Source organism: Actinosynnema sp. NPDC059335 (assembly GCF_042752395.1).
GTDB lineage: Bacteria > Actinomycetota > Actinomycetes > Mycobacteriales > Pseudonocardiaceae > Actinosynnema.
This window is the reverse complement of record NZ_JBHYXZ010000157.1, coordinates 1-19538: the sequence shown is the minus strand read 5'-3', so window position 1 is coordinate 19538 and position 19538 is coordinate 1. Positions and strand designations below refer to the sequence as shown.

Genomic DNA, 19538 nt, shown 5'->3' with positions numbered 1-19538 from the left:
GTCGGCGGGATGACACGAAACCCGACCCACCACCCAACCGCACCGAACCACCGAACCCCGTCATCCTGCTGATCTGCCCGTCCGGCGAGGACGCTCTTGATCTTTTGCCCCCACACCCATCCCCACACCCACATCCCCCCGCCCCCACACCGGCCGACGCTAACGACCGGTAACCACACGCGCCTTCTCGTCGCCAACCGCGACCACGTCCCCGTCGTGCAACTGCGCGCCCCGCCGGCTCTCCGGCCGGCCGTTCACCGTCACCTCATCGGACTCGACCAGCTCACGGGCGTGCGCGCCGTTGTCCGCCAAGCCCGCCAGCTTGAGGAACTGGCCCAACCTGATCATGTCGTCGGAGATGCCGACCTCGCGGATGCGCATCGTCCCATCATCCTCCTCGTCACCCGGACGGACCTACTCGCGTCGCGGTTAACGAGGATTGCACGAGGTCGAAACACGCCCGACATCATCCGGACCCGGTTCCGTCTACGGTTCCCGGAATGTGAGCACAGGCAGCTCAGACCCGGAGCCGACCGGCGGCGAGCGCAGACGCCGCCGGTCCCTGCGCGGGGAGGTCGGCACGACGGGTGCCCGCTTCGGATCCCCCGCGCTGCGCCGCAGCCTCGAGGACGAGCCTACGGCGGTGCCGAAGACGCCCCGACGGCGGAGGTCGTCCCGCAACGAGTCGCGCGGCGAGGTCGGCGCGACGGGTGCCCGGTTCGGCTCGGCGGCCCTGCGCCGCAGCCTGGAGGAGCAGCCGGACGACCTGCTGGAGGAGACCGCGCCCTTCGACCGCGACCTCCACTTCGAGCCGCCGCCGATGCCGGTCGTCCCCGTCCGCGACCGCGAACCCGACCCGGAGCCGGCCGTGGAGTTCTCCGGCCCGCTGGTCCGCCCCTACGCGTGGACGGGTGGCCGCACGGCGTCCGACTACGACCTGCGGCTCGAAACGTTGATCTCCCTGGAGGAGAGCGGCATCGCGGTCGCCATGCGCGACACCACCGCCGAGCAGCGCTCGATCGTCGAGCTGTGCGCCACCTACCCCCGGTCGGTCGCCGAGGTGTCGGCCCTGCTGGCCGTGCCGCTGGGCGTGGCCCGGGTCGTGCTGGGCGACCTCATCTCCATGGGCGTCGTCGCGGTGCACGACAACGCCACCGCCCCCACCGGCCCGGACCTGTCCCTGCTGGAACGGGTCCTAGTCGGCCTGCGCAACCTCTGAACCCGACGCACCGTCCGAACCCGACGCACCCGCCGAACCCGACGTGCCGTCCGAACCCGACGCGCCCCCCACACCCGACGTCACCTCCGAACCCGACGTCACCTCCGAACCCGACGTCACATCCGCCCGCAACCGCCCGAACACCTCCGCCAACTCCGCCAACCGGTAGTGCGCGTTGAGCCCGCTCGGATTCGGCAACACCCACAGCCGCGACGGCCCGATGGCCTCCTCCTGCGGACCGATCACCGCCGCCTTGCGCCCGAACGCCGCCCGGTACGCCGTCACCCCCACGACCGCCACCACCTCCGGCCGGTACCGCCGCGCCACCCGGGTCAACCTCGCCCCGCCCTCGCGCAGCTCCTCGGGCGTCAGCTCGTCCGCCCGCGCCGTCGGTCGCGCGACCAGGTTCGTGATCCCCAGCCCGTACCGGAGCAGCTCCTCCTGCTCGGCCGGCGCCAGCAACCGGGGCGTGAACCCGGACAGGTGCAGCGCCGGCCAGAACCGGTTGCCCGGCCGGGCGAAGTGCTGCCCCTTCGCCGCCGACATCAGGCCGGGGTTGATCCCGCAGAACAGCACCCGCAGCCCCGGCCCGACCACGTCCGGCAAGACCACGCTCATCCGACCACCACCGGGACGCCGTCCACGACCAACCGCCAGTCGACCCGGTGGAACGAGGCCGGGTCCAGCTCGCCGCGCTCCCGCACCCAGTCGATGATGAGCTGCCGGATCTCCGCCTGCCGGTCGTGCAGCACCGGCGCGGTCGAGACGTGCGGGAAGTTGCCGCCGCCCGACTGCCGGTAGTTGTTCACCGCCACGGCGAACGCCTGCTCCGCCGCCACCGGCACGCCGTCGTAGGCGAGCCCGGTGATCCGCTGCCCGACCGGACGGGCGAGGTCGATGTCGTAGGTCAGCGGCGCGTCGAGGCCGGCCGCGACGTCGTAGAGGTAGTCGGGGACGTCGTCGGCGTTGGTCACCGCGTCCGGCGGGTGGGGTCCAGGGGTCGTCACCGCCTTGAAGTACCCCGCCGACCGCTCCAGGTAGTCCTTGAGCTGCGCCCCGGTCAGCCGCACGCCGACCAGCGTGTTGTCGTAGACGTACAACCCCGCCACATCCCGCACCGACACGTCGCCCGCCGGGATCGCCGCCGCCTTGGTGAACGGCGACGCCAGCGACAACACCGGCAGTTCTCCACCCTCCCCCGCCAACCCGGCCCGCAACGCCTCGCCCTGCACCCGGTTGACGAAGTCGAGCACCGCGGTGTCCTCGTACCGGGCCGTCGCCGCCGACATCGCGGCCTTCGACGTGCCGATCCGGGAGTTGACGTAGGCCACGACCTCCTCGTGGTCGGCGCGCAGCCGCCGCACGACCACCGGGTCCTCGGGCACGGTGTTGGTGTTGAGCACCTGCGCGCGGGACGCCTCGGCCCGCCACCCGCGCCCCGCCGTCCACACCAGGTCGAACTCCATCAGGCTCAGCCGCTTGCCCCAGAACAGCGGCTCGGTGAGCAGCACCCGCGCGCCGGTGGCCTCGTTGGTCACGTGCCGCTGCGCGATCTCGGCGTGCGCGTGGCCGACCAGGATCGCGTCGATGCCGGGCACCTGCTCGGCGACCAGCGCCGAGCAGTTCTCCGGGAACGGCAGCAGGTCGCCCAACGACGACGACAGGTCCGCGCCGGAGTGCGCCGCGACCACCACCAGGTCCGCGCCCGCCGCCCGCACCCGCGGCACCCACTTCCGGGCCTGCTCCAGCACACCGGGGAACGTCATCCGGCCGTCCACGTGCGCCTTGTCCCAGATGGCGATGCCGGGGTTGGTCAGACCGAGGATGCCCACGCGCAGCGGGGCCGTGCCGGTGCGCCACACGGTCTTGACCACGTACGGGCGGAACGCGGGCTCGCCGGAGGCCGCGTCGATCGCGTTCGCGGCGAGCAGCGGGAAGTCGAGCTGCTTCTCGAACGCCCGCAGCAGGGGGATGCCGTAGTTGAACTCGTGGTTGCCGAGCGCGGCGGCGTCGTAGCCCAGCTCGTTCATCGCCACGGCCATCGGGTGCACGCGGCGGCGGCCGATCGGTTCCACTTTGGCGTAGTAGTAGGCCAGCGGGGTGCCCTGGATCGTGTCGCCGGCGTCGATGAGCAGGGTCCGGTGCGCGCCGCGCTCCTGCCGGACCGCCTTCACCAGCGTGGACAGCTTCGCCAGCCCGATGTCGTCGTGCGCCGGGTCGTCGTACTCCCGGTCGGCGTAGTAGTCCCAGTTGAAGACGTTGCCGTGCAGGTCCGTGGTGCCGAGGACGGTGAGGGTGAACCGCCGCCCGCCGGCCCGGTCGTCCGGGGTTGCCCGGACCCGGTCGTCCGCGGCGCGGGCCGGGTCGTCCGGGGTCGCACGGGCCGTCGGGCGGAACCCGGCGGCGGCGAGCACGGCCGCGCCGCCGCCCGCGAGCAGGGTCCGGCGAGGAGATCGGGTCATGGGCCGACGGTAACGAGTGATCGTCGGCTACGCGGTCGGCTTTTCCCCGTCCTCCCGCTTCGCCCGCCGGCTCAGCGCCACGCCGACCGCGATGCCGGCCACCGCCAGGACCGCCACCACCAGGACCCAGACCCACAGGGGCACGCCGCCGTCGTCGTCCGGACCGGAGGTCGCGGCCGGTGCGGACGTGCCGGTGGCCACGGCGGTGATCGTGGCCGCGGTGGCGGTGACCGAGGTGGTCGCCGGCGCCGGCGGGTTCGCCGAGGTCGCCGCCGGCGGGGCGGAGGTGGCGGCGGGCGGGGGCGCGGTCACGGTGAACGCGAACGTGCCCTTGACGAAGTCGCCGTCCAGCGACTCGACCGACCACGACACCGTGTGCGGCCCGGCCGGCGTCGTGCTCTCGAGCAGCGGCACGGTGAGCGTCGCGCCCTGGGCCGTGACCTCGCCCGTCGGCCAGGCACTGCCGTCGGCGGCCGTGACCGCGACCGTGGCGCTCTCGGCGGGCACCGGTTCGGTGAACGTCAGCGTGAGCCGAACCGGCCGCTGCGGCAGCGACGCGCCGCTCGCCGGGTCGCTCGACAGCAGTTCGGTGTGCGCGGACGCCGGGGGCGCCACGCCGAGCAGGACCAGGGTCGCGAGCAGTGCCGAGAGCGCCAGTCGGGTCATACCGGATAGTTCTACCGGGTCGGCGGGGTGTCCTGCTGCCCGTCACCCGGTTCGTCCGGCGACCGCTGCCCGTCACCCGGCTCGTCCGGCGACCGCTGCCCGCCGCCGGGCGGCTGCCCGTCGAGCCGCTTCTGCTGCGGCCCGCCCCGCATGACGTCGCCCTTCATGATGCTGTCCGCGGTCGACCCGCCGTCGGCCTCCTCGGACGCGACCACGGTCACCACGTCGCCCCGCTCGATGTCGTCCACGTCGCCTTGGCCGCCGTTGACCTGCGTGTCCCCGTCGATCCGGTACGTGGCGCTGAACCCGTCGGTGCTCTTGACCGTGATGGACGAGTCGTCGACCTCGGTCACCTCGCCGTTCTGGAACTCGCCGTGCTGCGTGTCGCCGAACGGCCCGCCCACGATCATCAACCCGGGGCCGCCGCGCATGCCGTACCCGCCCGGCCCGCGCATGCCCTGGGCCGCGTCCGAGTTGCTCGCGGCGTAGATGACACCCCCGCCGACGGCGGCGATGCCGACCGCGATAGCGACCGCGACGAGCGTCTTGCGGCCGTTCCAGCCCGGTCCCGCGGCGGCGGCCTGCGGCGGCGGGTCTTCACCCCACGTCGGGTGCTGCTCGGTTTCGGTAGTCATGGCGACCACGGTCGCGGCCCAGCCTGTGAGCCGGCTGTGCGGCCCTTGGGGACGGCCTGTGCGTGCGTCACGCGCCGGACGACCTCACAGCCGGTACACAGGATCGGCACAGGTCCGGCTCATGTGCCTGACCCAGGATGGCAGCATGCGACCGGTGCCCGCTTCGAGGACCTCCCCTGAACTCCGCCGCCCGGACGGCAGCCCGGTGCGCGTCCTGGTGGTGGACGACGAGTCCACCCTGGCCGAGCTGATGTCCATGGCGCTGCGGATGGAGCGCTGGGACGTCCGCACCGCGCTGGACGGCGCGTCCGCCGTCCGGACCGCCCGCGAGTTCCGCCCGGACGTGGTGGTGCTGGACGTGATGCTGCCCGACTTCGACGGGCTGGAGGTGCTGCGCCGGATGCGGGCGGACGTGCCCGCGCTGCCGGTGCTGTTCCTCACCGCCAAGGACGCGGTCGAGGACCGGATCGCCGGGCTCACCGCCGGTGGCGACGACTACGTGACCAAGCCGTTCAGCCTGGAGGAGGTCGTGCTGCGGCTGCGCGGCCTGTTGCGCCGCACCGGCGTGACCGAGGCGGGCGCGGGCACCGAGCTGGTGGTCGGCGACCTGGTGCTGGACGAGGAGACGCGCGAGGTCCGGCGCGGCGGCACGTCGATCGACCTCACCGCGACGGAGTTCGAGCTGCTGCGGTTCCTCATGCGCAACCCCAAGCGGGTGCTGTCGAAGGCGCAGATCCTGGACCGGGTGTGGAGCTACGACTTCGGCGGGCAGGCCAACATCGTCGAGCTGTACATCTCGTACCTGCGCAAGAAGATCGACGTCGGTCGAGCACCCATGATCCACACGATGCGGGGCGCGGGCTATGTCCTCAAACCCGCGTCCTGAGCCCCCGAACCCCCGTCCCGAGCCCCCGAACCCCCGTCCCGAGCCCCCGAACCCGCGCCCCGAGCCCCCGAACCCCCGTTCCGAGCCCTCGAACCCGCGTCCCCAGACCTCAATCCCGCGTCCCGGGCACTCGAACCCGCGCCCCGAGCGCCCGTCGGGGGCCCGGAGCTGGCCGCTGCGGACCAAGCTCGTCGCCGCCCAGGTGGTCCTGCTGGCCGTGGTGTGCGCGATCATCGGCGTGGCGACCGGCTTCGCGCTGCGCGACACCCTGGTCGCGAGGCTGGACGACGACCTGGTCGACGCCGCCGCGAAGGTGGGGCGCGACGTGCCGCCGCCGATGCCGGGCGGGTTCGCCAACCCGCTGGACGGGCCGGGGTTCGGGCCCGGCACGCTGGTGCTGATCAAGCACGACGACGGCGGCACCAACGCCGAGCGGATCATCCCGGGCACCGGCGACCGGATGAGGCTGTCGACCGACGTGACCCGGCTGGCCGAGGCCGTGCCCGCGGACGGCCGGCCGCGCACGGTGTGGCTGGGCGACGAGCTGGACGACTACCGGATGCTCGCGACCACCACGCCGTTCGGCGCGAAGGTGATCACCGGCCTGCCGATGGCCGACGTCGAGGCCACGGTGGCGCGGATGGGGTGGATCGTCGGCGGCGTGGCGCTGGCCGGGCTGGTCGCGGTGAGCCTGGCCGGCGCGCTGATCGTGCGCCGGACGCTGCGCCCGCTGGAGCGGGTGGCCGCGACCGCGAGCCGGGTCGCCGAGCTGCCGCTGCACGAGGGCGAGGTGGCGCTGGCCGAACGGGTGCCCGACGAGTACGCCGACCCCGACACCGAGGTGGGCCGGGTCGGCCTCGCGCTGAACCGGATGATCGGGCACGTCGGCAACGCGCTGGCGGCCCGGCACGCCAACGAGACGCGGGTCCGGCAGTTCGTCGCCGACGCGAGCCACGAGCTGCGCACCCCCCTGGCCGCGATCCGGGGCTACGCCGAGCTGACCCGCCGCACGTCCGACGACGTGCCGCCGCGGATCGGGCACGCCATGCGGCGGGTCGAGTCCGAGGCGGTGCGGATGACGTCGTTGGTGGAGGACCTTTTGCTGCTGGCCCGGCTGGACGCCGGCCGTCCCCTGGCGCGCGAGCCGGTCGACCTGTCGCGGTTGGTGGTGGACACGGTGAGCGACGCCCGGATCGCCGGGCCCGACCACGAGTGGCGGCTGGAGCTGCCGCCGGAGGCGGTGCAGGTGACCGGTGACGCGGACAAGCTGCACCAGGTGCTGGCGAACCTGCTGTCCAACGCCCGCACGCACACCCCGCCCGGCACCACGGTCACCACCACGCTGTCCACCGTGGAGGACGGGGTGCGCGTGTCCGTGAGCGACGACGGCCCCGGCATCCCGGCCGGGTTGCAGGCCGAGGTGTTCGAGCGGTTCAGCCGGGGCGACACGTCGCGGTCGCGGGCGGCGGGGAGCACCGGCCTGGGCCTGTCCATCGTGGCCGCCGTGGTGGCCTCGCACGACGGGTCCGTGCGGCTGGCGAGCCGTCCGGGCCGCACCACGTTCACCGTCCGCCTGCCGCGCCGCCTCACCGCCGCCTGACCCCTGCATCCCTCACCGCCACCCGACCACCACCCAACCGCCCACACCCCTCACCACCGCCCGACCACGAACACCCCTCACCACCGCCCGACCGACCACACCCTCCTCACCGACCCGGGCGTGATCGCGCACAGCCGGCTCACAGCCGCGCCACAAGGACCGCCCAGCATCCGCCGACACGCTCGACCCCATGCGAGCGCGACTACCCCTGTTGCTGTTGTCGGCCGGGACGGCGGTGCTGTACCTGTGGCGGTTGGGCGACTCCGGTTGGGCCAACGCCTACTACTCCGCCGCCGCCCAGGCCGGCGCGGAGAGCTGGCACGCCTGGTTCTTCGGGGCCACCGACCCGGCCGGCTCCATCACCATCGACAAGACACCCGCGGCGACCTGGGTCATGGGGCTGTCCGCCCGGCTGTTCGGCGTCAACGCCTGGAGCATCCTGGTGCCGCAGGCGCTCATGGGCGTGGCGAGCGTCGCCCTGCTGCACGCCACCGTCAAGCGCACGGCCGGCGAGGCCGCCGGCCTGATCGCGGGCGCGGTGCTGGCGCTGACGCCGGTGGCGGTGCTGATGTTCCGGTTCAACAACCCCGACGCGCTGATGGTGCTGCTGCTCGTGGTCGGCGCGTACGGCACGGTCCGGGCCACCGAGGCGGCGTCGGTGCGGTGGCTGGTGCTCGCCGGCGCGGCGGTCGGGTTCGCGTTCCTGGCCAAGATGCTCCAGGCGTTCCTGGTGCTGCCCGCGTTCGGGCTGGTGTACCTGGCGTTCGCGCCCGCCGCGTGGTCGCGGAAGGTGTGGCACCTGGGCGCGGCGCTGGGGGCGGTGGTCGTCGCGGGCGGCTGGTGGGTGCTCGCGGTGGAGCTGGCGCCCGCCGGGTCGCGCCCCCACATCGGCGGGTCGCAGTCGGACAGCGTGCTGGAGCTGGCGCTGGGCTACAACGGGCTCGGCCGGTTGACCGGCGAGGAGATCGGCAGCGTGGGCGGTGGCGGCTGGGGGTCGGCCGGGTGGAGCCGGCTGCTGGGCGCGGAGATGGGCAGCCAGATCGCCTGGCTGCTGCCGACCGCGCTGGTGCTGACGGCCGCCGGCTGGTGGGCGGCGCGCCGCGCCGAACGGGTCGGCCTCGCGCTGTGGGGCGGCTGGCTCGTGGTCACCGCCGCGGTGTTCAGCTACATGAACGGCATCATCCACGCCTACTACACGGTGGCGCTCGCACCGGCCATCGGCGCGCTGATCGGCATCGGCGCGGTCGCGTTGTGGCGCAGGCGGCACGAGCCCGTCGCGGCGGCGGCCCTGTCCGGCGCGTTGGCCGTGACCGCGCTCCAGTGCTACCTGCTCCTGCTCGACTGGTCCACCGCGCTGGCCGTGGCCGTGCTGCTCCTGGGCCTGGTCGGCGCGGTGGGGCTGTTCCTGGCCGCCACCGTGCCCGCCGCCGCCGTGGTGCCGGTCGCGGTCGTCGCCGCGCTGCTCGGGCCGGGCGCGTACTCCGTGGCCACTGCCGCGACACCGCACTCCGGCGCGATCCCCAGCGCCGGACCGGCGTGGGGCGGCCGTCCCGGCGGGCTGGTGCTCACGGGTCCGGGCGGCGCCGCGAACAACGTCGTCCGCGCCGGCGGGATGGGCGGCCTGCTCAACGCGCCCACACCCGGCGAGGAGCTGGTGGCGCTGCTGCGCGACAGCGAGGGCTTCACGTGGGCGGCGGCGGCCGTCGGCTCGAACAACGCGGCGGGCTACCAGCTCGGCAGCGGCGCGCCGGTCATGGCCGTCGGCGGGTTCAACGGCACCGATCCCGCGCCGACGCCGGCCGAGTTCCAGGAGCTGGTCCGGAGTGGACGGATCCACTACTTCCTCGGCGGCGCGCTGATGCCCGCCGAGACGGGCAGCGACGCGGCGCAGCGGATCGCCGAGTGGGTCTCGGACACGTTCCCGGAGCGAACCGTGGACGGCGTGGACGTCTACGACCTCACAGCGGGCGCACAGCGATGACACACGAGCCGCCCAGCCACGCCCCCGAGGGTGAGGCCATGACCACGCTCACGACGACCACCGTGCTCGACGTGGTGGTACCCGTGCACAACGAGGAGCGCGACCTCGCGCCCTGCGTGCGCGCGCTGCACGCCGACCTGACCCGCACCTTCCCCTACCCGTTCCGGATCACCATCGCAAACAACGCCAGCACGGACGGCACGCGCGCGGTCGCCGACGCGCTGACCCGCGAGCTGCCCGGCGTCACCGCGGTGCACCTGGCCGAGAAGGGGCGCGGCCGGGCGCTGAAAGCGGTGTGGGGCGCGTCGGACGCCGCCGTGCTGGCGTACATGGACGTCGACCTGTCCACCGACCTGGCCGCGCTCGCGCCGCTGGTGGCGTCGTTGACCTCCGGCCACTCCGACCTCGCGATCGGCAGCCGGCTGGCCCGCGGCGCGCGGGTCGTGCGCGGGCCGAAGCGCGAGTTCATCTCCCGCTGCTACAACCTGATCCTGCACGGCGCGCTCGCGACCCGGTTCACCGACGCGCAGTGCGGGTTCAAGGCGATCCGGGCCGACGTCGCCCGGCGGCTGCTGCCGCACGTCGAGGACACCGGCTGGTTCTTCGACACCGAGCTGCTGGTGCTCGCCGAGCGGGCCGGCGCGCGGATCCACGAGGTGCCGGTGGACTGGGTGGACGACCCGGACAGCCGGGTGGACATCGTCTCGACCGCCGTGGCGGACCTCAAGGGCGTCGCCCGGGTCGCGCGCGGGCTGGTGACGGGGCGCATCCCGGTCGGCGAGCTGCGGGCCCAGCTCGGGCGGGAACCGCTGGAGCCGCGCACGCCGGGCGTGCCCGCCGGGCTGTTCCGGCAGCTCGTCCGGTTCGCCGCCGTCGGCGTGATCAGCACGCTCGCCTACCTGCTGCTGTTCGTGTCGTTGCGCGGCGGGCTGGGCGCGCAGGGCGCGAACCTGGTGGCTCTGCTGGCCACCGCGATCGCCAACACCGCGGCCAACCGGCGGTTCACGTTCGGCGTGCGGGGCCGGCGCGGCGCGGGCCGCCACCAGTTCGAGGGCCTGCTGGTCTTCGGCCTGGGTCTCGCGCTGACCAGCGGCTCGCTCGCGCTGCTGCACCTGGTCGCCGCGCCCGGCGGCCCGGCCGAGCTGGTCGCGGTCGTCGGGGCCAACCTGCTCGCCACCGTGCTGCGCTTCCTGTTGCTGCGCAACTGGGTCTTCCGGCCGCGCCGCGCCGCGGAGGCCACCTCATGACCACCTCGCCGACCCTGGGGACCCCTTCCATGACGACCGCAACGCCGACGGCGTCCGCGCCCACCGCGGCCGCACCACCGTCGGGCCGGAACCGGACCACGCCCGCGCTGGTCGTGCTGCTCGTCGGCACGGCCGTGCTGTACCTGTGGAACCTCACCGCGTCCGGTTGGGGCAACGGCTACTACGCCGCCGCCACCCAGGCCGGCGCGCAGAGCTGGACCGCGTGGCTGTTCGGCGGGCTCGACGCCGGCGGGGTGATCACGGTCGACAAGCCGCCCGCCGCGCTGTGGGTGAGCGGGCTGTTCGCGCGGGTGTTCGGGTTCTCGAGCTGGACCGTGCTCGCGCCGCAGGCCGTCGAGGGCGTGCTGGCCGTCTGGCTGCTGTACGCCACGGTGAAGCGCACGTCCGGCGCGGTGGCCGGGCTGCTGGCGGGCGCGGCGCTCGCGGTGACGCCGGTCGCCGTGCTGATGTTCCGGTTCAACCTGCCGGACGCGTTGCTGGTGTTGCTGATGGTCGCCGGCGCGTACTGCACCGTGCGGGCGCTGGAGCGGGCGTCCGCGCGGTGGCTCGCGCTGGCGGGCGTGGCGATCGGGTTCGCGTTCCTCGCCAAGATGGGGCAGGCGCTGCTGGTGCTGCCCGCGTTCGCCGCCGCCTACCTCCTGGCCGCGCCGACGTCGCTGCCCAGGCGGCTGCTGCACCTGCTCGGCGCGGGCCTCGCGGTGGTGGTGTCCGCCGGGTGGTTCATCGCGCTGGTCGAGCTGTGGCCGAAGGAGTCCCGCCCGTACATCGGCGGGTCGGCGAACGACTCGTTGTGGGAGCTGGCCATGGGCTACAACGGCCTCGGCCGGATCTTCGGCGGCGGGCGCGGCGCCGTCGCGGGCGGCGGCAACGCGAACATCGGCTTCGGCGGCGAGACCGGCCCGGGCCGGTTGTTCGGCGCGAGCATGGGCGGCGAGATCTCGTGGCTGCTGGCCGCCGCGCTCGTCGGGGCGGTGGCGGGGCTGTGGTTCACCCGCAAGCTGCCGCGCACCGACCGCACCCGCGCCGCGCTGGTCCTGTGGCTGCTGTGGGTGCTCGGCAACGGCGTCGTGTTCAGCTTCATGACCGGGATCACGCACCCCTACTACACCGTCGCCGTCGCGCCGGGCGTCGCCGCGCTCGTCGGCATCGCCGGCCGGGAGCTGTGGCGGGGCCGCCGGCACCTGCCGGCGCGCGTGGCGCTGGCGGCGATGGTGGCCGCCGCCGGGTTCTGGGGTTTCGCGCTGCTCCAGCGGTTCGGCGACTGGCTGCCCGCGCTGCGCTGGGTGGTGGCGGCGCTGACCGTGCTGGTGGCCACGGCGATCGTGATGGGCGTGCGCCGGGTGGCCGCGCTCGCGCTGGTCACGTCCGTGCTGCCCACCGCGGCCTTCGGCGTGGCGACCGCCGCCACGCCGCACGCCGGTTCCATCCCGATGTCCGGCCCCGCCTCGTACGCGGGTGACGGCGGGATGGGCGGCGGGCCGATGGGCGCGGTGACGTCCGACGAGCTGGTCGGGCTGCTCAGGGCCACCACCGGCACGTGGGCGGCGGCGACGGTGAGCGCGCAGGGCGCGGCCGAGCTGTCGCTGGCCTCGGGCAGGGCGGTGATCGGGATCGGCGGCTGGAGCGGCGGCGACCCCGCGCCCACGCTGGAGGAGTTCCGGCAGTACGTGACGGACGGCCGGGTCGGCTACTTCGTCACCGGCGGCATGGGCGGGGGCATGCGCGGCGAGGACGCGATCGGCGAGTGGGTCGCGGCCAATTACCAGGCCCGGACGATCGACGGGTGGACCGTCTACCGGCTCGGCTGACGGTCACGGGGCGGTGGTCGGCACGGCCACCGCCTCCGTCCCGGCGGGGTCCACGACGCACGACGGGGGCGGCTCCGGGTGGCCCGCCCACGAGCGGTACATGACGGCGGCCGCGTAGGGGACCAGGTCGCGGCCCCGCCGCCACAGCCACGGGATCCCCTTCACCACCAGCCAGCCGACGTGGTGCAGCGGCGTCACCTCCAGGCCGCCCGTGCAGACCGGCGACACCCGCCCCGGCACCTCGCAGCCGCCCTGCGCCAGCCGCGCCGCGAACGCCGCCGCCAGCTTCCGGTGCCCGGACTCCGAGGGGTGCAGCCGGTCCACCGCCCACGTCTCCGGGGCGTAGGCGCCGTCCAATAGGTCCAGGTCGACGCACTGCACGCCGTGCCGCCGCACGACCGCGTCGATGACGCCGTTCAGCTCGGCGATCCGCGCCCGCAGCGCCCGCCGCAACGCGCCCGGCAGCCGGAACACCCGGCTGTGGTCGTGGAACCGCACCGTGACGACGACGGCCCCGGCCGACACCAGCGCCCCCACGACCGCGTCCAGGTCGGCGTGCAGCCGCCGGGCGTCGAAGTCCGAGCGCAGCGTGTCGTTCATGCCCACCAGCAGCACGGCCGCGTCGGGCCGGGCGGCCAGGGCCCGGGGCAGCTGCCCGTGCCGCACCGACGTCACCCGCGCGCCGGTGACGGAGACGTTCAGGTACCGCGCGTGCGGCATCGCCGCCGCGAGCAGCGGGCCGACGCCCCGCCACCCACCGGGCACGGGATCGCCCACGCCCACCGTCGTCGAGTCCCCCAGGACCACCAGGCTGTGCACCGTCTTGGCCACACCGAAGACCATCGCGCAGCCACGTGACGTCCCGGGGACGAACAGCGGAACGCTACCGGAATGCCGGGTACAGCGGCAGTTCCGCGGCCCGCGCGCCGTACCGGGCCACCAGCGCGGAGATCACGTCCTCGGCGTGCGCGGCGACGTGCTTCGCGCCCAGCGCCACGGCGTCCGCCCGCAGCCGCACCCACCGCGCGGTCAGCACGACCACGCGCGGCGGCGAGTCCAGCGGCCGGTGGCCGGACGGCAGCGCCGAGTCCAACCCCGGCAGCCCCCGCCACGTGCCCAGCCACACCCACAGCAGCTGCGCCTCCAGCAGCCGGGGCAGGAACACCGCGTCGTCGTCCAGGTCCGGCCACACCGAGGACACCTCGGCCCGCCACGCCGCGATCATCGCCTCCGACATGCCCGCCGGCAGCCCGTAGGCGCACCAGCACGACGGGAACGGCACCCGCAGGCACGCCGCGTCGAACACGATGTCGCGCACGCACCCGCCCTCGAAGTCGAGGAACCGGACGCCCTTGCTGGTCACGAGGTGGTTGTCCGGGCACGACGTGGACGGGCTGAACGCCCGCCGGCGGGACGTGACGAACCCGCGGACGGCCTGGTCGGCGAACGCGCGCACGGACTCGGGCGTGTCCACTTCCAACGTTTCAACCAGCAGGTCCGGCAGACCGGCCAGCGCGGTGTGCACGTCGACCACGATCGGGTCGGCGCAGCACTGGCTGCCCTGGCGGCGCATCAGCGCGTCGAAGTCCGCGTCGCGCCCGGCCGTGGTCGCGTGCAACCGGCCCATGGCGTGCGCCCACGACAGCAGACCCCGTTCGGCGGCCCGCGCGTCGGAGCCCAGCAGCTTCTCCGCGAGCCGCGGGGCCTTGCCCAGGTCCTCCAGCACGACCAGCCGCTTGGCGTTGTCCTGCGCGACCAGCTCGGGGGTGAGGCGCTCCTCGGACGGCAGCGCGGTGAGCAGCTTGTGGCTCACCGCCTCGTGCGCGAACGGGTCGCGGTCGGCCACCGGCGACGGGTAGCGCTTGACCACCAGCGTGCGCGGCAGCGAGAACGGCGTGTGGGCCACCCGGACGCGCGCGACCACCGACCGGCCCGCGCCCCCGAGGTCCTCGGGGTCGGCCAGTCGCACCGGCGCGCCGAACCTGCTGCTCAACACCGACTGGGCCGCCGCCACCGCCTCGTCCAGCTCGGAGGGGGCGGCGTCGTCGATGTCCTGCGGGCCGGCGGTGATCTCCACGCTCATCCCCTCCGACCCTACTCCCGGTGCGCACCGTCCTGACAGAAGCCGTCCGGGCACCGTGACGGTAGTGCTCACGGACCCACCGGGTAACACCTTTTGTCGAAATCGACGCGCGGTCAACCGCCGGCCAGCGGTCGACCGAGGTCACGGGGCTGCCCGCGGCGGTTGCGCAACGCCAGGACCAGCGACGCGGCCGCCACGACGCCGACCAGGTTCACCGCCAGTTGTGCAATCGACTGGAGGCATATGTCCCACTGGCCGAGAACGGCGGCGACCGCGGCGTAGCCGGCGGCGGGCACCGTGGTGACCGAAATGAACACCCCGACGAGCGCCGCGGACTTGGCCGACGTCATCGACAGCATCCCGGCCGCGCCCGCGAGCAGCGCCACGATCAACGAGAACGGCCCGACCTCGAAGACGAAGTCCAGCTCGTGCCCGGCCAGCGCGAGGTCGGGGTCGAACAGGCCGGTGCGCGACCCGAGCCAGGTGCCCAGCGCGGTGACCACCATCGCGGCGGGGAACCCGGCGGCCAGCGCGAGGACCGCCCGCCGCACCAGGTCCCAGCGCCGCAGCACCAGGCCCACCGAGATGGCCGCGAGCGGGCCGAACTCCGGGCCGACGACCATCGCGCCGACCAGCGTGACCGGCGAGTCGGTGACCACGGCCACCGCCGTGAGCAGGCACGCGATGGTCAGGAACGCCAGGAACGTGACGTTGAGCCGGGACTCCTCGCCGGTGCGGGCCAGCAGCTCCTCCCACACCACCGCGTCCGCGCCGTCGCCGGGCGCGGCCTCCTCGGCGCGGTCGGCGGCGTCGGACAGGGCGGTGTCGACCTGCACCAGCGTGACGCCGCCGTCCCGGTCCACGCCGAGGTCGCACAGGGAGGCCACCACGGCATCGGTGGCCTCCCGGGCGACGTCGGCCTCGACCACGTCACCCGGCGGGTCGACGGCCGCGCCGCGCAGCAGCACGACGTGCGTCACGCCGGGGTGCCGCGCCAGCGCGGCCAGCACCGCCTCGGTGCGCTCCGCCGGGCAGAGCGCCCGCAAGTGCAGCACGGTGGCGGCGACGCGTCAGCGGGCCGTCTTGTCGGGCGCGGGCTTGAAGTCCACGCCCGCCTCCTTGCGCTGCTGGGCGGTGATCGGCGCGGGCGCGGCGGTCAGCGGGTCGTAGCCGCCGCCGCTCTTCGGGAACGCGATCACCTCGCGGATCGAGTCGTACCCGCCGAGCAGCATGGCGATCCGGTCCCAGCCGAACGCGATGCCGCCGTGCGGCGGCGCGCCGTACTTGAAGGCGTCGAGCAGGAAGCCGAACTTCTCCTGCGCCTCCTCGGGCGTGATGCCCATGACCTGGAACGCGCGCTGCTGCACGTCGGCGCGGTGGATACGGATCGAGCCGCCGCCGATCTCGTTGCCGTTGCAGACGATGTCGTAGGCGTAGGCCAGGGCGTTGCCCGGGTCCTCCTCGAACCGGTCGATCCAGTCCGGCGTCGGCGAGGTGAACGCGTGGTGCAGCGCGGTCCACTTGCCGCTGCCGACCGCGACGTCGTCGCCGATCTTGTCGACCGCCTCGAACATCGGGAAGTCCACGACCCACACGAACGACCAGGCGTTGGGGTCGATGAGGCCGACCCGGTGCGCGATCTCCACCCGGGCCGCGCCGAGCAGCGCCCGCGCGCCGTCCGGGTCGCCCGCGCCGAAGAACACGCAGTCGCCGGGGTTCGCGCCGACGGCCTTGGCGAGGCCGTCGCGCTCGGCGTCGGAGAGGTTCTTGGCGACCGGGCCGCCGAGCGTGCCGTCCTCCTGGACCAGCACGTACGCCAGGCCCTTCGCGCCGCGCTGCTTGGCCCACTCCTGCCACGCGTCGAGCGTGCGGCGGGGCTGCGACGCGCCGCCCGGCATGACGACCGCGCCCACGTAGGGGGCCTGGAACACCCGGAAGGGGGTGTCCTTGAAGTACTCGGTCAGCTCGGTCAGCTCCAGGTCGAAGCGCAGGTCCGGCTTGTCCGTGCCGTACTTGGCCATCGCCTCGGCGTAGGAGATGCGGCGGAACGGCCGCGGGATGTCGTGGTCGGCCAGCTCCCGCCACAGCGCGGAGATGATCTTCTCGCCGAGGGCGATCACGTCGTCCTGCTCGACGAAGCTCATCTCGATGTCGAGCTGGGTGAACTCGGGCTGCCGGTCGGCGCGGAAGTCCTCGTCGCGGTAGCAGCGGGCGATCTGGTAGTACCGCTCCAGGCCGCCGACCATCAGCAGCTGCTTGAACAGCTGCGGCGACTGGGGCAGCGCGTACCAGGAGCCGGGGCGCAGGCGGGCGGGCACCAGGAAGTCGCGCGCGCCCTCCGGCGTGGAGCGGGTCAGGGTCGGGGTCTCGACCTCGACGAAGTCCTCGGCGTGCAGCACCTCGCGGGCGATCCGGTTGGCCTCGCTGCGCAACCGCATGGCCTTGGCCGGGCCGGTGCGGCGCAGGTCGAGGTAGCGGTGCTTGAGGCGGGCCTCCTCGCCGACCTCCAGGTGCTCGTCGAGCTGGAACGGCAGCGGCGCGGACTCGTTGAGCACCTCGAACTCGCTCGCGTAGACCTCGATCTCGCCCGTGGGCAGGTCGGGGTTCTCGCTGCCCTCGGGGCGGCGGGTCACCTCGCCGACGACCTTGAGCACGAACTCGGAGCGCAGCCGGTGCGCGCGTTCGGCCATCTCGCCCTCGCGGAAGACGACCTGCGCCACGCCGGAGGCGTCCCGGAAGTCGATGAAGATCACGCCACCGTGATCGCGCCTGCGGGCCACCCACCCGGTCAGGGTGACGGACTGCCCGGCGTGCTCGGCGCGGAGCTTCCCGGCCTCGTGCGTGCGCATCACGGGAACTGCTCTCCTCGGTGTTTCGACTCTTCTGGGGTCGGCTCGACTGACGACTGGTCGTCAAGGCTAGCCAACCGCGTGGTGGGCGACGCCACCAGGTTTCCCGACGGCGGCGCGCCGCCCCTGGTGAACGGCCGGAGCCGCCCCCCTGACGGGGGACGGCTCCGGTTCGCGCGTGGTGCGGTCAGGCGCTGGGCGCCAGGTACAGCAGGCGGTTCGGGGAGCCGGAGCCGGGGCTGCCGACCACGCCCGAGGTGGCCTGGCCGACCAGGTAGCTGGCCACCTGGGCCGGGGTGGCCGAGCGGCTGCCCTGGAGGTAGCGGGCCGCCGCGCCGGCCACGTGCGGGGTGGCCATCGAGGTGCCGCTGATGGTGTTGGTGGCGGTATCGCTGGTGTGCCACGCCGAGGTGATCGACGAGCCCGGCGCGAAGATGTCCAGCACCGAACCGTAGTTCGAGTAGCTGGCGCGGGCGTCGGTGTTCGTGGTCGCGCCGACCGTGATGGCCGCGGCGACGCGGGCCGGGGAGTAGTTGGACGCGTTGGCGTTGCTGTTGCCCGCCGCGATGGCGTAGGTGACGCCCGCCGAGATCGACCGGCTCACGGCCGCGTCGATCGTGGAGGACGCGCCGCCGCCGAGGCTCATGTTGGCCACGGCCGGCTTGACGTGGTTGTTGGTCACCCAGTCGATGCCCTCGACCACGTCGGCGGTGGTGCCGCTGCCGGCGTTGTTCAGCACGCGCACGCCGTAGATCGTCGCGCCCTTGGCGACGCCGTACTGGCTGCCCGCGATGGTGCCGGCGACGTGCGTGCCGTGGCCGTTGCCGTCCTGGGCGACGCTGTCGTTGTCGACCGCGTCGTAGCCGTTGCGGGCCCGGCCGCCGAACGTGGAGTGCGAGATCCGCACGCCGGTGTCGATGACGTAGACGTTCACGCCCGAGCCGGTGGAGGTGTAGCTGTAGGCGGAGTCCAGCGGCAGGTTGCGCTGGTCGATGCGGTTGATGCCCCACGACGGCGGGTTGGTCTGGGTGGCCTGGATGGTGAAGACCTGGTCCTGCTCGACGTACTCCACCGCCGGGTTGGCCGCGAGCCGCTTGGCCGCCGCCTCGGGCAGCGTCACGGCGAAGCCGTTCAGCGCGCTGCGGAACACGGTGTCGACCTTGCCGCCGTACTGGCCCGCCAGGCTCTCGGCGGACGCGGACGCGCCGTCCTTGAGCTTGACGATGAAGTGGTTCTGGACCTTGTGGGGGGCGTCGGCGGCGCGGATCTCGCCCACCGCCGCCTGCGCCGGGGCGGCCAACAGGGAGGTCGCGGTGACGGCGAGCGCCGTCGCCCCGACCCCGGCCAGGAACCGGACCTGTCGTGACTGTCGCATGCGGATTCCGTTCTTCGAACGGTGGCGCCAACCGCACCCCGAGGAGCTTCGCAGGGCTCGAAGGCGTGACGTTGGGCCACCTCTCCCTCGCTGACGGTCACCAACGTAAGCATCGAGCCTGTTCACTCGGAAGTGTGAACAATTGCCAGATAACCGACATCCGTCAACAATCCGCCTGACCTGCGGGTTCCCAAAATCCGGGAGCGGTTGGACGCCTCCGGCGCTACCGTCCCGCCATGCGCTTGGAACCGGTCACCGAGGACAACTACCGGGCTGTCATCGGCCTGGAGGTCCACGAGGAGCAGCGGACGTTCGTCGCGACGAACCTCAAGTCGATCGCGGACGCGTGGGTCTACCGCCCGAAGTTGCAGCCGCTTGCGCTGTTCGGCGGCGACGAGCTGGTGGGGTTCACCCTCCTGGAGCGCGACCGGCCGGAGGTGCTGCGCATCGTCCGGTTCATGATCGACCGACGCGCGCAGGGCCGCGGGCTCGGCCGCAAGGGGCTGGCCGCGATCGCCGACGTGGCCCGGTCCGAGGGCCGCACCGAGCTGGTGCTGAGCGTGGTGCCCGGCAACGCCGTCGCCCGCGGCCTGTACGCGGCGTTCGGCTTCACCGACACGGGCGAGGTGGACGGGGGCGAGCGCGTGCTGCGCCACGTGCTCGCCCCGGGGGCCCGCCTCGCCGGCCAGGAGGGCGCCGGCCGGGC

Annotated in this window: 16 protein-coding genes and 1 pseudogene; 7 read left to right on the top strand and 10 right to left on the bottom strand. The window is 73.8% G+C overall.

Annotated features, from left to right (window positions below; translation table 11 throughout):
• Window positions 1–159: 159 nt before the first annotated feature.
• Window positions 160–381, bottom strand: a complete 222-nt coding sequence (locus ACFXGA_RS33240; protein ID WP_378094871.1) for an RNA-binding S4 domain-containing protein — start codon at window positions 379–381, stop codon at window positions 160–162.
• A 121-nt stretch (window positions 382–502) separates the two neighbouring features.
• On the opposite strand from ACFXGA_RS33240, the gene ACFXGA_RS33235 reads away from it, so the two are divergent.
• A complete protein-coding gene (locus ACFXGA_RS33235; protein WP_378094869.1) occupies window positions 503–1219 on the top strand; it encodes a DUF742 domain-containing protein in 717 nt (238 codons plus the stop codon).
• Between the two features lie 111 nt (window positions 1220–1330).
• Here ACFXGA_RS33235 and mug read toward each other — a convergent pair.
• From mug to ACFXGA_RS33215, 4 genes and pseudogenes are all read right to left on the bottom strand, one after another.
• Window positions 1331–1837: pseudogene (gene mug / locus ACFXGA_RS33230) on the bottom strand (G/U mismatch-specific DNA glycosylase); the annotation flags it as partial.
• Window positions 1834–3681, bottom strand: coding sequence for a bifunctional metallophosphatase/5'-nucleotidase (locus ACFXGA_RS33225; RefSeq protein ID WP_378094867.1), 1848 nt, complete (start codon window positions 3679–3681; stop codon window positions 1834–1836). The pseudogene mug and the gene ACFXGA_RS33225, both read right to left, overlap by 4 nt.
• Window positions 3682–3708: 27 nt before the next feature.
• Window positions 3709–4347 (bottom strand): copper resistance protein CopC, encoded by a 639-nt coding sequence (locus tag ACFXGA_RS33220; RefSeq protein WP_378094865.1) that lies wholly within the window; start codon window positions 4345–4347, stop codon window positions 3709–3711.
• Window positions 4348–4358: 11 nt separating this feature from the next.
• Complete coding sequence (locus ACFXGA_RS33215; RefSeq protein WP_378094863.1) at window positions 4359–4982, bottom strand: hypothetical protein; 624 nt, start codon at window positions 4980–4982, stop codon at window positions 4359–4361.
• 145 nt (window positions 4983–5127) lie between these two features.
• On the opposite strand from ACFXGA_RS33215, the gene ACFXGA_RS33210 reads away from it, so the two are divergent.
• The 5 genes from ACFXGA_RS33210 to ACFXGA_RS33190 all read left to right on the top strand — a co-directional run bounded on the left by ACFXGA_RS33210 (window position 5128) and on the right by ACFXGA_RS33190 (window position 12525).
• Window positions 5128–5868, top strand: coding sequence for a response regulator transcription factor (locus tag ACFXGA_RS33210; RefSeq protein ID WP_378094861.1), 741 nt, complete (start codon window positions 5128–5130; stop codon window positions 5866–5868).
• A 202-nt stretch (window positions 5869–6070) separates the two neighbouring features.
• Entirely contained in the window at window positions 6071–7468 is a 1398-nt protein-coding gene (locus ACFXGA_RS33205) for a sensor histidine kinase (protein ID WP_378094859.1), read from the top strand.
• Between the two features lie 190 nt (window positions 7469–7658).
• Window positions 7659–9449, top strand: a complete 1791-nt coding sequence (locus tag ACFXGA_RS33200; RefSeq protein ID WP_378094857.1) for an ArnT family glycosyltransferase — start codon at window positions 7659–7661, stop codon at window positions 9447–9449.
• Between the two features lie 38 nt (window positions 9450–9487).
• Entirely contained in the window at window positions 9488–10696 is a 1209-nt protein-coding gene (locus ACFXGA_RS33195; RefSeq protein WP_378094855.1) for a glycosyltransferase, read from the top strand.
• 29 nt (window positions 10697–10725) lie between these two features.
• Window positions 10726–12525: an ArnT family glycosyltransferase gene (locus ACFXGA_RS33190; protein WP_378094853.1), complete on the top strand. Its 1800-nt coding sequence runs from the start codon at window positions 10726–10728 to the stop codon at window positions 12523–12525.
• Between the two features lie 3 nt (window positions 12526–12528).
• On the opposite strand, the gene ACFXGA_RS33185 is transcribed toward ACFXGA_RS33190, so the two are convergent.
• The 5 genes from ACFXGA_RS33185 to ACFXGA_RS33165 all read right to left on the bottom strand — a co-directional run bounded on the left by ACFXGA_RS33185 (window position 12529) and on the right by ACFXGA_RS33165 (window position 18832).
• Complete coding sequence (locus tag ACFXGA_RS33185) at window positions 12529–13356, bottom strand: SGNH/GDSL hydrolase family protein (RefSeq protein ID WP_378094851.1); 828 nt, start codon at window positions 13354–13356, stop codon at window positions 12529–12531.
• Between the two features lie 52 nt (window positions 13357–13408).
• A complete protein-coding gene (locus tag ACFXGA_RS33180) occupies window positions 13409–14608 on the bottom strand; it encodes a hypothetical protein (protein ID WP_378094849.1) in 1200 nt (399 codons plus the stop codon).
• 113 nt (window positions 14609–14721) lie between these two features.
• The gene (locus ACFXGA_RS33175; RefSeq protein ID WP_378094847.1) at window positions 14722–15663 is read right to left on the bottom strand and encodes a DUF389 domain-containing protein; all 942 of its coding nucleotides are present in this window, start codon (window positions 15661–15663) and stop codon (window positions 14722–14724) included.
• Window positions 15664–15678: 15 nt separating this feature from the next.
• Complete coding sequence (gene aspS, locus ACFXGA_RS33170; protein ID WP_378094845.1) at window positions 15679–17460, bottom strand: aspartate--tRNA ligase; 1782 nt, start codon at window positions 17458–17460, stop codon at window positions 15679–15681.
• 184 nt (window positions 17461–17644) lie between these two features.
• Window positions 17645–18832, bottom strand: a complete 1188-nt coding sequence (locus tag ACFXGA_RS33165; protein WP_378094843.1) for a S8 family peptidase — start codon at window positions 18830–18832, stop codon at window positions 17645–17647.
• A 236-nt stretch (window positions 18833–19068) separates the two neighbouring features.
• Here ACFXGA_RS33165 and ACFXGA_RS33160 point away from each other — a divergent pair.
• A partial coding sequence (locus tag ACFXGA_RS33160; RefSeq protein WP_378094841.1) for a GNAT family N-acetyltransferase occupies window positions 19069–19538 on the top strand: 470 nt, incomplete at its 3' end.

What these genes read in the sequence shown, in the direction of transcription:
- ACFXGA_RS33180 (WP_378094849.1), bottom strand. Translation starts at nt 14,608, where the DNA reads ATGAGCGTGGAGATCACCGCCGGCCCGCAGGACATCGACGACGCCGCC.
- ACFXGA_RS33215 (WP_378094863.1), bottom strand. Translation starts at nt 4,982, where the DNA reads ATGACTACCGAAACCGAGCAGCACCCGACGTGGGGTGAAGACCCGCCG.
- ACFXGA_RS33240 (WP_378094871.1), bottom strand. Translation starts at nt 381, where the DNA reads ATGCGCATCCGCGAGGTCGGCATCTCCGACGACATGATCAGGTTGGGC.
- ACFXGA_RS33225 (WP_378094867.1), bottom strand. Translation starts at nt 3,681, where the DNA reads ATGACCCGATCTCCTCGCCGGACCCTGCTCGCGGGCGGCGGCGCGGCC.
- ACFXGA_RS33220 (WP_378094865.1), bottom strand. Translation starts at nt 4,347, where the DNA reads ATGACCCGACTGGCGCTCTCGGCACTGCTCGCGACCCTGGTCCTGCTC.
- ACFXGA_RS33190 (WP_378094853.1), top strand. Translation starts at nt 10,726, where the DNA reads ATGACGACCGCAACGCCGACGGCGTCCGCGCCCACCGCGGCCGCACCA.
- ACFXGA_RS33195 (WP_378094855.1), top strand. Translation starts at nt 9,488, where the DNA reads ATGACCACGCTCACGACGACCACCGTGCTCGACGTGGTGGTACCCGTG.
- ACFXGA_RS33165 (WP_378094843.1), bottom strand. Translation starts at nt 18,832, where the DNA reads ATGCGACAGTCACGACAGGTCCGGTTCCTGGCCGGGGTCGGGGCGACG.
- ACFXGA_RS33200 (WP_378094857.1), top strand. Translation starts at nt 7,659, where the DNA reads ATGCGAGCGCGACTACCCCTGTTGCTGTTGTCGGCCGGGACGGCGGTG.
- ACFXGA_RS33210 (WP_378094861.1), top strand. Translation starts at nt 5,128, where the DNA reads ATGCGACCGGTGCCCGCTTCGAGGACCTCCCCTGAACTCCGCCGCCCG.